This window comes from Janthinobacterium sp. TND4EL3 (assembly GCF_900156175.1).
GTDB lineage: Bacteria > Pseudomonadota > Gammaproteobacteria > Burkholderiales > Burkholderiaceae_D > Janthinobacterium.
The window spans coordinates 124975-138812 of record NZ_FTMV01000014.1; the positions used below are offsets into that span (position 1 = coordinate 124975).

The following is a 13838-nucleotide window of genomic DNA, read 5'->3' on the forward strand; positions in this document are numbered from 1 at the left end:
GCCTAGCCAGGCACGCGGCGGGCATCCCACACGCACAGGATCTGCGCAATGGCAGAATCAAACACGGCATAGCCCACGCCGTCGCGGGCCTGGATCGCGACGCCCGACAGAAAACTGTCGAACACGGCCGCCAGCGCCACTGCATCCGTCCCCGCCGGCAATTCACCGCTGTCCCTGCCCCGCTCGACGCAATGCACGAAGCCGGCCCGCGTGCGCGCGCGCGAAGCGGTCAGCGGGGCGGCCACGGCCGCGTGCTCGGCCGTCGGCGCGCTCATGCAGCCGAGCGCCACCATGCAGCCGGGCGGGTGGCCCGGCTCGGACTGCATGCGTGCCGACTGGCGCAAGGCCAGCTCGATGGCTTCGCGCGGCGCCAGGCCATCGTCCCATAAACACTCCGTCACGCGGGCAAACGTGTCCAGATAGCATTGCGCCGCTTCGCGGAACAGCGCTTCCTTCGAACCGAACGCCGCATAAAAGCTGGGCGCGGAAATGCCGCCGCCCAGGCTCGCCTTGAGCTGACTCAAGGACGTCGATTCATAACCTTGCTGCCAGAATAAAAACATGGCCTGCTCGACGGCTGCCTGCCGGTCGAACGTGCGCGGCCGTCCCATTTGCGCCATCCATCACTCCTTCTCGTCTATTCACCACCACTTACATACTACTCGATACAGAAGTCATTGACAACGCGGCGCGCCATCGCCTATATTTATACCGATCGATACATATGTACCGCCACAACGGTCAGGGCACTCCTGCGCCTGATCTCTTTACAAGGATGTTTGCCGTGAATCACGCCACACTCACCACCGGAGCCAGCCCCGCGCTGGCCAACCGCCTCCCCGTTTCGGGTTTATTAGCCCTGGCCATGACGGGTTTTATCTGCATCGTCACGGAAACCTTGCCCGCCGGCTTGTTGCCGCAGATCAGCGCGGGGCTCGGCATCAGCGCCGCGCTGGCCGGGCAAATGGTCACGGCCTATGCGCTCGGCTCCCTGCTGGCGGCCATACCGCTGACCATCGCCACGCGCGGCTGGCGCCGCCGCAACGTGCTGCTGCTGACCATCATCGGCTTTCTCGTGTTCAATACCGTCACGGCCCTGTCGTCACACTACTGGCTGACCCTTGCAGCCCGCTTCCTTGCCGGCATGGCGGCCGGACTGGCGTGGAGCTTGCTAGCCGGCTACGCGCGGCGCATGGTGGCGCCCCAGCAGCAAGGCCGCGCCCTGGCGCTGGCCATGGTGGGCGCGCCCGTCGCCCTGTCGCTGGGCGTGCCGCTGGGCACCTTGCTCGGTTCACTGGTCGGCTGGCGCGCCGCCTTCTGGATCATTTCCGCGCTGACATTGGTCCTGATCGCCTGGGTGCTGGCCAAGGTGCCGGACTACCCGGGCCAGCGTGCGCATGAGCGCCTGCCCCTGCGCCGCGTCTTCACGACGCCGGGCGTACGCCCCGTGCTGGCCGTCGTCATCGCCTGGATGCTGGCGCACAATATTCTCTACACCTACATCGCCCCGTTCGTGGCGCCGGCCGGATTGACGGCGCGCATCGACCTGGTGCTGCTCGTCTTCGGCGCGGCGGCCATGGCCGGCATCTGGATCACGGGGAAATTGGTCGAGCGCCACCTGCGCGCCACCGTGCTGGCCAGCCTGGCGACCTTCGCCGCCACGGCCCTCGTGCTGGGCGTCGCGTCGCACTTTCCTGCCGTCATCTATGTCGGCATGGCCGTCTGGGGCCTGAGCTTTGGCGGCGCGGCAACGCTGTTGCAGACGGCTCTGGCCGATACGGCCGGCAGCGGCGCCGACGTGGCCTTGTCGATGAACGTGGTGGCGTGGAATGGCGCGATTGCGGCCGCGGGCGTGGTGGGCGGCGCCCTGCTGGAAACCTGGGGCGCGGACGCTTTCCCGTGGGCCATGGTGGCGTTGCTGCTGCTGGCGTTCGTGGTCGCCTGGTCGGCCCGCGCACACGGCTTCCGGCCGGGACGGCGCAGCGGCGGCGCGCCCGTGCCCGGGCATTGAGTTTGTCTTATTGCGTTGCCGGCACCGTCACGATGCGGGGCACGTGTCCCGTATGCGCGAGGAAACGGACCAGGGTGGCATGCGACAGCGCCACCGTGGCCGTATTGCGCAGCGGATGGGCTTGTATATGGCCGGCATCCCACACGGCCTGGTCCAGCACCAGCTCCACCGCCTGCACGCCGTCATGGATCAGCGCAAACAGGCTGACGGAGCCGGGCGTGATGCCCAGGTGCTGCAGCAGGCGCTCGGGCGAGGCCATGCTCAGCTTACTCGCTGGCAGCAGCCGTCCCAGCGCCGCCAGGTCGACGCGCTTGTCGAAAGGCACGATAACAAGCATATGCCGGCGTCCCTTCTCGTCGCGCACGAACAGGTTTTTCACCATCAGGCCGGGCATGGGCGGCACGTGGATCAGCGCTTCATCGATGGTGTGCACGGCCGGGTGTTCGACCAGGGCGTAATCGCCGGCACTGCTTGCCAGCCAGCGGGAAAGGATCTCTTGCATGGGCATTTCCTCAGCGGGGACGCGTGTGCGATGGGAAATTGTAGCGGATCGCGGCGCAGTCACGGCTACGGTTTTTTCTCCGCCTCGGCCTGATCGGCCGCCGCCAGCCCCCAGTCATTCCAGCCTTCGCCAAACAGCTCGACCGGATGCTGCGTGCGCTCGGAACCGTTTCCGCAGCGCATGGCGTCCGGCGGACAATACTTGTCGCAGCCCCAGCAGATGCGTTCGGGGTTCTTGGGGTTCAAGGGAAAGGGCTTGGCCATGGCGTGGGGATACAGTCGGTTGAGGTCTCTTCGACGACTCTAGACCTGGCGCGGGGGGACGGTCAAACGAATTTCGGCAAGGAATTTGCTTAGGTCAAGTTTGCGAAGATTGCTGCGGCGGCAGCTTGCACCCTGCGTGCCCCCAAGAGACCAGCGAATGTCATTCCCTTTCATAACTGCTTACCGCATCATTGGCATGACTCTTGATGACCTTCATTACTTTGGCATTGCCTTGATATTTCACCTCAAGAATTCTCAGCTGATTTTGCGCCACCTTGCAGTATTGATGTATGTTCTTGAGGAGATCATCCTGCTGCCGCTTCGGTAGCTCCCCATCAAATTCTCCCGCCAAGTGCTCACATGCTTCTGCGTTATGGATAAACCTGCTGACATCTTGAGGGAGTGGCTGGGCTGAAAAGGCAAAAGGAAGAACAAAGCAAATAGGCACTATCAGAAGAAATTTTCGCATGACTTTCCTTTAATAGCCATTATTGGACCAGTGCGGCCGGTCGCTTCCAGGCCCGTTGTATTTCTTTACTCCATATGTTGCAGCGACCGCGATAAGTTGCCTGTTCATGCCGTTTCTCGGCCAAGTGGCAATCCTCACCAGATTACCGCTCGCATCTTTCACCTCAACCGTTCCGCTCCACAGCAAACCCATATCAATCGCCAGACCAGAATTATGCTGCGAGCGCAGTGCGGGCTTGATGGGTAAACGATTAATCTGCAAGACGATCGACATCGCCTTTGCAGCCTTGACAGATGCGTCAATTTCACCGTGATCCCATGCGATATGCACACCCGCCATTTTCGGGATGTGTTGGGGATCAAGCTGTTGTCTTGCGAGTCTCCACGCATAATGCATCAGGTAGGAGCGCTGCGGCGGTCTGTAGGTGGCATTGATTGCAATCCTGATCCCCGCCTCTTTCATTGCATATAGAAAATCTTCCACTGCCAAACGAAAATTTCCTGACAAATCCCTCGTGTTGGTGCTGCCTGGAAATTTTCGCCCCCATCTTTCACCACTGAGTTCCTCATCCATCTCGATTCCATCATGAAATATCCTTAATGTAATGCAAACCTGGAGGGATGGTGTTGACAGGAAACAGGAGGCTTATGGCAGCGCCATCAAGTGAACATAAGGCCTTATGCCGCAGAAACAGACACTTCCAGCACGATCCGCGCATGGCCGATACCACCGTCCGCCGCCGGCGCCTTCAGCTCATCGAGCGCATGGACCATCGTCACCGTGGCGCCGGGCACGAACAGCTTGATATCGTGCTTGTGGTGCGTGTAGATGCTTTCGTCGGCTGTCGAGCCATCGGCCAGGCGCAAAGTAAAGCTATTGACTTCATCGCCACGGCGGCTGTCCTGGCCCGCGAAGTACGTGCGCTCGATGATGCCCGTCAAGGTTTGCGTCTGCAGGCGCCTGGCCGCGATGCTTTTCCACCACGCTTCGGACGCGAACAGGCCGTGCTTGCCTTTCAGGCCCATGCAGGGCCTGGAACTGTCGAGGGTGAGGGCCTGGGTCTTGGCGACGCGGCCGGGGTCTTTTGCCAGGGCTTCGGCGAGGGTGTAGACGGTTTTCATCAGGGCAGGAGTTCCTGGAAGCGCTCGCTCAATGGGTACGCCGGATCACGTAGGCATTGGCGGCAGCTTCAAAACCAAGCGCCGGATAGTAGGCCATGGCGTCGGGCGCGGAGAGCAAAATCAGCGACACTTCGTCGCCGATGATCGCCTGGGTGCGTCTGACCAGCTCCTTGCCGATGCCCAGGCCCTGGTATTGCTTGTCTACCGCCAGATCCGACAGATAGCAGCAATACGCATGGTCGGTCAGCGACCTCGCCAATCCCACCAACTCGCCATCCACCCAAGCCGACAGCAAGAGGCAGGGCGCGGCAAACATGCGCGCAATCCTCGGCAGATTGCCAGTCGGCCGCTTGATGCCGGATTGATCGAAGACACGAACCACATCGGTCGGATCCAGGGGAAAGTTGTGACGATATTCAACGCTCATATTTTTCATTCGTTCAAAAGCGCGAGGCGATCGCGCATGAGGTTACGGGTTGATGATCGGAGCGCAGCAGCTCCTGGCAAACATCGTTCACCCGTGTACGGGTACTCGATGACATTGCGATTGCCGGGCCGCGAGCATACTCTTTATAATGGTCAACAATGATACAGGCAGCTGCGGGCGAGGCATCATGCGCAAAAATTGCGCGGCGCTCAATACCGGTGTACTGCGGCCATTTTGGCCTGCATCTGAGGGCTGGCGCGCCGGTGCAGGCCACGTTTCTGACGTTCAGGGCAGAAATCGCCAAACGCCGGAGAGACCGGCGCGGCCTCCTGAAGCAGCCAATTCGCCGCCTCCCACCTGTAAAAAAATCCAGATTTTAATCAGCCAATCAAGAAAAACTGAAATACTCAAACATAAGGAATGTGCTTAGCTAATGAAAGCCATGATATTTTGCACCAGCTTTATAAAAGATGCCCAATCGTGGGAAAGTCGCTACCAGCGGTGGCTCGACTACTACGAAAACATCCCGATCAATGCCGAAAAAAAGATAATGATAGATGATGGCTCGCCATTTCTTCCGCCTGCCGACATTATCAATACGATTCCGCATGACGCGCCGCTGGCTGCCCATGGCGACAAAAACCTCATCATTCACTTTGATAACAACCTGGGACGACAAAGCGGATCTGATTACCCCGGCTGGTGGCGCAGCTTTCTCCACTCCGTGCAGGTGGCAAATGAATTAGGCGTGGATAAAATCATCCATATCGAATCGGACGCCTATATCATGACGCCCCGCCTGGTAAAGTTTATCAATGAAATAGAATCAGGCTGGAATGTCCTGTGGTCTCCACGCTATCGTTTTCCGGAAACCGCTCTTCAAGTCATCTGCCGGGATCAATTTGCCATCTTTGAGAAATTCAAGAATGACACGCCAGGCCTGAAGTTCCCGGATATTGCGGAACGATTGCTGCCGTTCACCGCTGTACACAAACAGTTCAAAGGCGACCGCTACAGCGATTTCACAAAGAACAGATGGATATTCCGTTCGCGAAGATTCAACAAGATTCCACTCTTCAATCGAGAATTTTTCTGGGAAAAAATACCGGCCGATGCAGACTTCGTCACGCAAGGCATCAGCCGTCAAGAATTCGTCTACCGGCGCGATGAAATAGCGTAAGCGCCACACGACGGGGCAAGCGCCAAGGCTGCGGGCCTGGAACAGCCAGGCTTTATGCGGTTGTCCGGCACTGTTTCAAGAAATCCGTCCCCGCCGCCAGGCCAGCGATCCACGGACCAGCCTGGCAATAGATCCCTGCTCAGCCCCTGATACGGTACAAGCAATGGCTCTTATCCGCCTGAGCGGGCGCAATCAGCTTGCGCGGGCCGGCGTCGGCCAGTTCGCGCGCAGTTTCTGCGCCGAAAGCGATTGCGACGCTGTGCCGGCGGCAACGCAGCGGAACAAGGGGGGCTGCGCGGCAGCCAGACCCGTACGCAAGAGGCCAGCGCCACGCGTGGCGGCGGGCAGATGGCATCGTCTGCCGTCGTGCAAGCATGGCAGCGTGTCGCAAACGTTCAAGACCTGCGTCAACGCGTAAACGATACTCCCCTCATCCTCTGCCAACCGAGGGAGTCCCATGAACACAGCCGCCATGCCCGTCCCGCCTTTGCCGAGGAGGCCAAAGGCGGCGCCAAGCGGCAGGAGGATACCCGCGAGACCATGGCCATGGTGGCCCTCCCCGTGCCGGTACCGCGCCCCCAGCCGGTCTAGCCCCGGCATGCCATGCTGCCGGACAACCGCAAGATACCGCTTCGGCCCCCGAGCGGCGCCACGCCTCGCGATGCGGTGGGCGTCACCAGGGCGCCAGCACAACACAGGCAGAATCGACCCCGTTCAGGAATGCATATGAGCATACGCAAGCTGCACCGCCTGTCGGCCTGTGTCCTGGCCGCCTTTATATTGCTGCATCTTGGCAATCACCTGGCCGCCATTGCCGGCGCCGCCGCACACATCGCCTTCATGGAGGCGATCCGCCCCCTGTATCGCCATGCGGCGGTCGAGCCCGTGCTGCTGGCATGCGTGCTGTTTCAATGTGGCAGTGGAACATGGATGGTGCTGCGGAACTGGAAGAAACGCGCAGTGCTGCCAGCGTGGCTGCAGGCCGGCACGGGCATCTATCTGGCACTGTTCCTGCTGTTGCATGTCGGTGCCGTCCTGTTCGGCCGCGCCGCGCTCGGACTCGACACCAATTTTTACTATGCGGCGGCCGGTTTTGCCCTGATGCCCTATGCATGGTTCTTTGCGCCGTATTACTTCCTCGCCGTGTTCGCCCTGTTCGCGCACCTGGGCTGCGCCGCCTACTGGCAAGTCCAGGCGCGCTCGCCCCTGGTGCGCAGGCTTGCCATCGGCGTTCCGGCGGGCGCCGGCCTGGTGTTCGCCGTGCTGATTGACCTGGCTCTGGCGGGCAAGTTCCACGCGCTCGACATTCCCGCAAAATACCTGACCATTTACCAATAAACGCAGCGGCCAGGCGCCCTGCGGCATGCGGGTGTCCGGCAAGCTTTTATTACCGAATACCTGCGTACATTATCCATGCAAAACAATTCCGGGCATGGCCGCGCCGGATATGCAGCGGCACCACGCGGAGAATCCCGGCAGATATAATGATGGAATGAGTAGCCGGGACAAATCCTCGAAAAACACATTCCGGGCGTTGTCCCCGGTTCCGACCTGACTGATACGACAAGACTGCATGAAAATTAAAATATTATTCACCGCTACGCTGGGAATGCTGTCGCTGATACAAGCGCCATTATCTTTCGCAGAGAATGTCAACGGGAAAAATCTTTATGTACAAAGATGCGCCGTATGCCATGGAGCGGATATCAAGGGCAGCGGCGCATTGGCGAACAAAAGCAATCCCCCCACGCCTGACCTGACGACATCCGCTTTCAAAAAACGCCTGAAGGAATATCCGGGCGTTATCGTGTCATCGGTCATACTCCGCCCCAATGGCGACTTGATTCCAAAAACCTTGCGGGAGAATGGCGTGAAGATACCGCCGTATGCCTGGAAAGTTCAGGATTTTCGCGACCTGAATCAATACATGAGTGGGGTGATTACCAAGAGTCGATGATGTAGCTAAGAAATCAAGAGCCTGCCATTTTATGCATGGATTCCTGTTCGCGATCTCAGAGCGCGATAAAAAAGCCAGTCACATGACTGGCTTTTCTTATGATGCCGGACTCTCTAGAAACTGTTTTGCATTATCACAAATATCATACCATGCGGGCTTGGAGCCAACATAAACATGAAACTGTATTCTTGCCCCTGGGTCGTCATCCAGGCAGTTAAGGGATATGGGAAATGAATCATTCTCCGAGCCGACATCCCCCAACGAAGTGCCGCAGTTTTTGCAAAAAGTTCTTGCATATTGAAAGGGAGGCTCTGGCGCATATCGCTGAATAAATTCGCGCCCCTCCAGCAAGGTAAATGAATTTTTTTCCACGAAGGCCAGGGCACTCGCTCCCGCCTTTTTAAACATTGATACTGTATCTTTACACAGTATTTCTAAAAAGACAATTTATTCATGGATAGTCTTTCAGGACCCGAGCCCAAGAACGGTGCGGGCGCGAGGGCCTGGCTTGTCGTTCGGATACGGCCTGAGGCGTTGGCCGTCGTGCAGGCTGGTTCGGTCGAAAAGCTGATGAGAACCACGCCGCCCTGCGCGCTTCTGGCAAGCAAAAAACCGCCCGAAGGCGGTTTCTTTATTTACTGGCGGAGCGGTGTAATACGAATAGCAAGGAATACAATGCATTCAGAGCACAAGACGAAAACTGTACCTACAAAAATACCTACGCGGAAAATTTTAAATTTATTTACTTCTTTGTACTACTTCCACAAAGCTTATTAAAAAGGAGGAATAAATTATTGTGTGCTCCATCAAACCTAATGTCATCAATACTCTCTGATGCAGGTTTTCCACGACCATCAAGGTAAGAAATTTTTTTACCCGCATGGTCGTAGAACTGGACGAACATTTCATATGTGCGCCGTTTTTGGCAGTTCATTAGATGGGAGTAATCAATGTACGCTCCTGGTTGTAAATTTTTACTTATCGCCCCTCCCCAAGTTGCCAGGCGATCCTTATGTATGTATTCGCGTTCAATTACGTGATAGTTTCCTTTTTCGTTTATCACACTTTGCACATCGTAAAATGTGCCCTCCCTCCCACCAGGAAGTGGCTGCCATTCGGCAGCGGCGACATTGCCGAAAATAAACATTGCTCCCGTTGTTACTGCTAAAAATCTCAAGAAATTCAAATGCATCCCCTTGTATACAATGATATGAAGATTAATTTTTCCACAACTCCAAGCTTGCAGGGGAAATAATAATAGTATCCCAAAAGAACTATTTGTTCTATACCCGTCTTTGGTTACATTACCAAGTTTACCGATTTGAACTGGGTTGGACGCGAGGGGCACGTGGACGCGAGGGTCAGGTCCGCCATTCGGACACGGGCTGAGGCGTCGGGTGCTGTGAAAGCGTACTTAGCAGAGAGCCTAATTAGAACCACGAACGCGCGCCCACGGCGCGCGAGGCTGCCGCGCAGCGGCAGCAGGTGGAGGATTCGGAGAGGGCTGGGCCGGTAGGCCCAGCCCTTCGAATCTCACGCGCAGGGCGCGAAGGCGCCCTGCTCGCTTCCGCCAGGCAATAAAAAACCGCCCGAAGGCGGTTTCTTTATTTCTTGGCGGAAGCGGTGAGATTCGAACTCACGAACAGTGTAACCCGTCGCTAGTTTTCAAGACTAGTGCCTTCAACCACTCGGCCACGCTTCCAGATGGCAGCATTATACATAAAGCGCAGTGGCTTACCAATGGCTAGCGCCGTCAGCAGCATATTTCCGCCCATCGCAAACACTCGGGTCAGATCCGGCGGGTTCAATTCCTCTGCCGGCATAGCCAAGCACGAAGCTTACACGCCCCAGTTTTCCCGCAGCGCCCGCTCGAACTCGCGCGCCGGCAAGGGGCGCGAGAAGAGGTAGCCCTGTACTTCGTCGCAGCCCGAACTCTTCAGGAAGGCCAGCTGCTCGGCCGTTTCCACGCCTTCCGCGATGACTTTGTGGTGCAACTGCTGGGCGATGCTGATGATGGTGCTGGCGATGGCGCAGTCGCTGGCGTCGGTCGGGATGCCGGTGGTGAAGGAGCGGTCGATTTTCAAGGTGTCGATGGGGAAGCGCTTGAGGTAGGACAAGCTTGAGTAACCGGTGCCGAAGTCGTCCAGCGACAGGGCCACGCCCAGGGCCGTGATGCGGTCCATGATGCCGATGACCCTCTCGATGTTGTGCATCAGGGTGCTTTCCGTGATTTCCAGCTCCAGCCAGGCCGCTTCCAGGCCGTAGCGGGCCAGCGTGGCTGCCACCCTGGCGGGCAGGGCTGCCGTGAATTCGCGGGCGGAGACGTTGACGGCCAGGCGGATGGGCGGCAGGCCGGCCAGTTTCCATGCTTGCGCCTGGGCGCAGGCCGCTTCCAGCACCCATTCGCCCACCTGCACCACCAGGCCCGTCGATTCGGCCAGGGGAATGAACTCGGCGGGCGGAATCATGCCGTGCTGCGGGTGGTGCCAGCGCACGAGGGCTTCGGCGCCGATGATGCGCCCGCTGCCCAGCGCGTACTTGGGCTGGTAGTGCAGCAGCAGTTGCTGTTCCGCTAGCGCCTGGCGCAAGCCCGTTTCCAGGCGCATGCGCGCCTGCATGCCCAGGTTCATGTCATGGCTGTAGAAGGCCACGCTTTCCGCCTCGCCGCCGCTGTCCTGCTTGGCGCGGTACATGGCGATGTCGGCCAGGCGCAGCAGGGTTTCCGCGTCCTGCCCGTCCTGCGGATACACGCTGATGCCGATGCTGGCGCCCACGCGCAGGTCGTGGCCTTCGATCAGGAACGGTTCCACCAGCGAGGCCAGCAGCTTTTGCGCCACCATGCTGGCCTCGAAATGCTGGCCGATGTCGAACAGGCCGACGGCGAACTCGTCGCCGCCCAGGCGCGCCACCAGGTCCTGGTCGCGCAATGCTTGGCGGAAACGCAACGAGACCTGGCGCAGCAGTTCGTCGCCGATGCGCCGGCCCAGGGTGTCGTTGATCAGCTTAAAACGGTTCAGGTCGATGAACAGCACGCAGCCGAGCATCTTGCTGCGCTGCGCCACGCTCAAGGCCTGGTCGACCAGCTTGGCCAGCAGGGTGCGGTTGGGCAGGCTGGTCAGCGGATCGTAATACGCCAGGTGGTGCAAGCGCTCTTCGGCCAGCTTGCGTTCCGTGATGTCCGTCAGGTAGGCGATGAGGCCGATGGGCTTGTCGTCCATGTCGTGCAGCGGCGACAGGGACAGGCTGGCCCAGAATATCTCGCCCGACTTCTTGCGGCGGCGCACTTCCATCAGGCGCCCGCCCTGCTCCAGGAAGGCGTCGTGGAAACCCGTGTCCTCGTCGTCGTACAGGAACAGGATGTTGCGCCCCACGGCTTCCACCGAGGTGTAGCCGAACAGGCGCTCGGCGCCCTTGTTCCAGCTGGTGATGTAGCCCGTCAAGTCCATCGTCAGCACGGATTCGTGCAGCTGGTCGAGGATTTGCGTCTGCTGCGCCAGCAGGGCTTCGACTTGCGCAAACGCATGGGTCGAGCGCTGCGCCAGCGAGTGCACCTGCAGCACGCCGGCCGTCAGCGACGCCAGGCTGGCCAGGTGGCGGCGGTCGGCGTCGTTGTAGGCGTTGCGGCCGGCCACGGCGTAATGGCCGAAGCAATGGCCGTCGAAACTGACATCCTGCAGCAGGGCGGGCGTGTCGCGCGCAAACGGCATGCGCGGCGCGGCACCCTGGGCGCTGGCCGCAGGCAGGAATTGGGCATGCGGGCTGGCCGTCACGGCGCCGGCGATGCGGCCCAGTTCGGCCATCAGTGCCGGGCCACGCAAGCGCACGACGGCGTCGCACAGGGCGGCGCTGTCACCGAGGTAATCCGACACCGGCAGCAAGGTCATGCTACAGGTTCCGGCTGACCTGGATGGCCCACTGGTAGGCCTGTAGCAGGCTGCGCCAGTAGGTTTCTCCATCGATGCCGGCGCGGCGCAAGCCGTCGGGCGGGGGCGCGCTGCTTTCCACCAGCGCCAGCAAGGCGCCCAGCTCGCCGTTGCGTTCCAGCAAGGCAGCGCTCACTTCGGGCGCCAGGTTCAGGGTGGCGATGATCTCTTCCATGGGCATGCCCAGCAGGACGTCGAGCAGGGAAAACACGCCCGTCATGAAGGCCAGGTCCTGCGCGTCGCGGTCGCCGCCGCGCAGCTGGCACAGCGCTTCCATCTGCGCCGCGCGCACGGCCGCCAGCGGCAGCAGCGCGTGGATCTTGCCATCGTCCTGTTGCCGCGCATACAGCAGCAGTTGCAGCCAGCGCTGCAGCTGGCGCCGGCCCAGCAGGGTGATGGCCTGGCTGAAGCCGGTAATCGGCGCCGTGAAGCCGAACGCGGCTGAATTGACCAGTTTCAATAAATGATAGCTGAGCGATGGGTCTTGCTTGAGCGGCACTTCCAGCTCGTGCGCGTCGGCATCGCGGGCCAGCAAGCCCAGCAGTGCGAGCACGCGGCGGCGCGAGGTGGCGTCTTCCGGCTCGCTTTGCTGGCGCGCATGGTGCAAGGCGTAGTCGCCGGCAAACCAGCTGACGCCGAGTTCTTGCAATGCAGCAAACTGCTGTGCATTGACGATGTTGTAGGCCAGGTGCGGTCCCGGCAGCGGCAGCAGCTGGTGCAGGCCCGGCAGTTCTCCGCCCGCGTCGATGGCGAGCGCGCGCGCCTCGGCCTGCGCCGCCGCCACGGGACCGGCGCCGGCGCCATCGAGCAGGATGCGGTAGCCGGCATCGCGCCACTGCTGGCATTTCTTCTGGATTTGTTTATCGCCGGCAAAGACAGCCGGCAAACGGAAGATGGTGCGCTGCGGCGCCAGTTGCGCCAGCACGGCCTCGTCCACGCCATGCGGGTCGGCCAGGGGAATGATGCAGTCGAGCGGCGCCAGGAAGGCATACGCGTCGGCAGCGGCCAGCGCCGCCAGCAGCGGCGCCGTCGAGGCCTGCGGCACGTGCAAGGTGACAGCGACCCACTCGTTATGAGCATTGGCAACTGCTTGTAATCCCACCAAAGGAAACAGGTTTGATTCAGACGCTGACATCGGTATCTCAGTGTGGGTAGGGCGCCATAGTAAATAAACTGACCAGCATTGGCAACCCTGGCCCGACAGGGATGCCATTTCGACAGCAAGAATCATTCTATCTGAATCTCACGGACGAAACAGTTTAATATTAGCAATAAATGTTCAAAAAAAACATTTCCCTGGGAGACCAGCCTGTCATGCGGGTTTTAAAAAATACACTGCTTTGCACGCATCCGTTCAGGCGCTGCCGCCATGCGCGTGCTCGACCGCGTATTTGATCAGTTCGGCCTGCCCTTCGATGCCGAGCTTGCGCTTGATGTTCAGCCGGTGCGTTTCCACCGTGCGCACGCTCAGGTCCAGTTCGCGCGCGATCTGCTTGTTCGACTGGCCCGCCGCGATGTGCTGCAGCACCTGCTGCTCGCGCGTGGTGAGGAAGGAGTCGTGGACTTGCGGCCGCGACAGCTGCCGCGCCAGGGCGGCGCTGTAGTAAATGCCGCCGGACATCACCGTCTCGATGGCGAAGACGATATCTTTCCCCGGAGCATCTTTGAGCACATAGCCGCGCGCGCCGGCGGCGATGGCTTGCGACACGTATTCGAGCTTGTCGTGCATGGACAGGATCAGCACGGCAATCTGCGGAAACGCCTGCTTGAACAGGGCCGTCGCTTCGATGCCATTCGTGCCGCGCATATTGATATCCATCAAGACGAGGTCCACCTGGTGAAGGCGCGCCTGGGCCAGCGCCTCGTCGGCACCGCCCGCCTCGGCCACCACGTCGAAATGCGCCACCGCTTCCAGGCGCGCGCGCAGGCCGTCGCGCACGAGGGGGTGGTCGTCCACCAGCAAAATTCGGATCGTGTCGCTCATG

At 60.0% G+C, this 13838-nt stretch carries 16 protein-coding genes and 1 tRNA gene; 4 read left to right on the forward strand and 13 right to left on the reverse strand.

The genetic code is table 11. The features are described 5' to 3' along the window. Positions 1-2 precede the first annotated feature (2 nt). Positions 3-620, reverse strand: coding sequence for a TetR/AcrR family transcriptional regulator (locus BXA07_RS20900; RefSeq protein WP_076570524.1), 618 nt, complete (start codon positions 618-620; stop codon positions 3-5). Between the two features lie 245 nt (positions 621-865). Between BXA07_RS20900 and BXA07_RS20905 the strand changes: the two genes are divergently transcribed. Beyond that, the gene (locus BXA07_RS20905; RefSeq protein WP_212592348.1) at positions 866-2011 is read left to right on the forward strand and encodes an MFS transporter; all 1146 of its coding nucleotides are present in this window, start codon (positions 866-868) and stop codon (positions 2009-2011) included. Between the two features lie 7 nt (positions 2012-2018). On the opposite strand, the gene BXA07_RS20910 is transcribed toward BXA07_RS20905, so the two are convergent. The 6 genes from BXA07_RS20910 to BXA07_RS20935 form a co-directional block, all read right to left on the reverse strand. After that, positions 2019-2513 (reverse strand): prolyl-tRNA synthetase associated domain-containing protein, encoded by a 495-nt coding sequence (locus tag BXA07_RS20910; RefSeq protein WP_139335684.1) that lies wholly within the window; start codon positions 2511-2513, stop codon positions 2019-2021. 65 nt (positions 2514-2578) lie between these two features. After that, the gene (locus BXA07_RS20915) at positions 2579-2776 is read right to left on the reverse strand and encodes a DUF3079 domain-containing protein (protein WP_076570530.1); all 198 of its coding nucleotides are present in this window, start codon (positions 2774-2776) and stop codon (positions 2579-2581) included. A 160-nt stretch (positions 2777-2936) separates the two neighbouring features. Continuing rightward, the gene (locus tag BXA07_RS30325; RefSeq protein ID WP_076570532.1) at positions 2937-3245 is read right to left on the reverse strand and encodes a hypothetical protein; all 309 of its coding nucleotides are present in this window, start codon (positions 3243-3245) and stop codon (positions 2937-2939) included. A gap of 9 nt (positions 3246-3254) precedes the next feature. Next, positions 3255-3818 (reverse strand): hypothetical protein, encoded by a 564-nt coding sequence (locus BXA07_RS20925; RefSeq protein WP_076570534.1) that lies wholly within the window; start codon positions 3816-3818, stop codon positions 3255-3257. A gap of 104 nt (positions 3819-3922) precedes the next feature. Beyond that, positions 3923-4366 (reverse strand): hypothetical protein, encoded by a 444-nt coding sequence (locus BXA07_RS20930; RefSeq protein ID WP_076570536.1) that lies wholly within the window; start codon positions 4364-4366, stop codon positions 3923-3925. A 28-nt stretch (positions 4367-4394) separates the two neighbouring features. Further along, positions 4395-4793, reverse strand: coding sequence for a GNAT family N-acetyltransferase (locus tag BXA07_RS20935; RefSeq protein WP_076570538.1), 399 nt, complete (start codon positions 4791-4793; stop codon positions 4395-4397). A 433-nt stretch (positions 4794-5226) separates the two neighbouring features. Here BXA07_RS20935 and BXA07_RS20940 point away from each other — a divergent pair, with 433 nt between their 5' ends. From BXA07_RS20940 to BXA07_RS20955, 3 genes are all read left to right on the forward strand, one after another. Continuing rightward, positions 5227-5973, forward strand: a complete 747-nt coding sequence (locus tag BXA07_RS20940) for a hypothetical protein (RefSeq protein ID WP_139335685.1) — start codon at positions 5227-5229, stop codon at positions 5971-5973. A gap of 726 nt (positions 5974-6699) precedes the next feature. After that, positions 6700-7311, forward strand: a complete 612-nt coding sequence (locus BXA07_RS20950; RefSeq protein WP_083708438.1) for a hypothetical protein — start codon at positions 6700-6702, stop codon at positions 7309-7311. 235 nt (positions 7312-7546) lie between these two features. Next, positions 7547-7930: a c-type cytochrome gene (locus BXA07_RS20955; RefSeq protein ID WP_076570546.1), complete on the forward strand. Its 384-nt coding sequence runs from the start codon at positions 7547-7549 to the stop codon at positions 7928-7930. Positions 7931-8026: 96 nt separating this feature from the next. Here the strand turns inward: BXA07_RS20955 and BXA07_RS20960 are convergent, their stop codons facing one another. From BXA07_RS20960 to BXA07_RS20980, 6 genes are all read right to left on the reverse strand, one after another. Then, on the reverse strand, positions 8027-8338 hold the full coding sequence (locus BXA07_RS20960; RefSeq protein WP_212592347.1) for a GFA family protein: 312 nt from the start codon (positions 8336-8338) through the stop codon (positions 8027-8029). Between the two features lie 334 nt (positions 8339-8672). Further along, a complete protein-coding gene (locus tag BXA07_RS30330) occupies positions 8673-9278 on the reverse strand; it encodes a hypothetical protein (protein WP_139335686.1) in 606 nt (201 codons plus the stop codon). 264 nt (positions 9279-9542) lie between these two features. Then, positions 9543-9632: transfer RNA gene (locus tag BXA07_RS20965), tRNA-Ser, on the reverse strand. Between the two features lie 136 nt (positions 9633-9768). After that, on the reverse strand, positions 9769-11814 hold the full coding sequence (locus BXA07_RS20970; RefSeq protein ID WP_076570548.1) for a putative bifunctional diguanylate cyclase/phosphodiesterase: 2046 nt from the start codon (positions 11812-11814) through the stop codon (positions 9769-9771). Position 11815: 1 nt separating this feature from the next. Further along, complete coding sequence (locus tag BXA07_RS20975; RefSeq protein WP_076570550.1) at positions 11816-12988, reverse strand: EAL and HDOD domain-containing protein; 1173 nt, start codon at positions 12986-12988, stop codon at positions 11816-11818. Positions 12989-13207: 219 nt separating this feature from the next. Continuing rightward, positions 13208-13837 (reverse strand): response regulator transcription factor, encoded by a 630-nt coding sequence (locus tag BXA07_RS20980; RefSeq protein WP_076570552.1) that lies wholly within the window; start codon positions 13835-13837, stop codon positions 13208-13210. Position 13838: the final 1 nt, after the last annotated feature.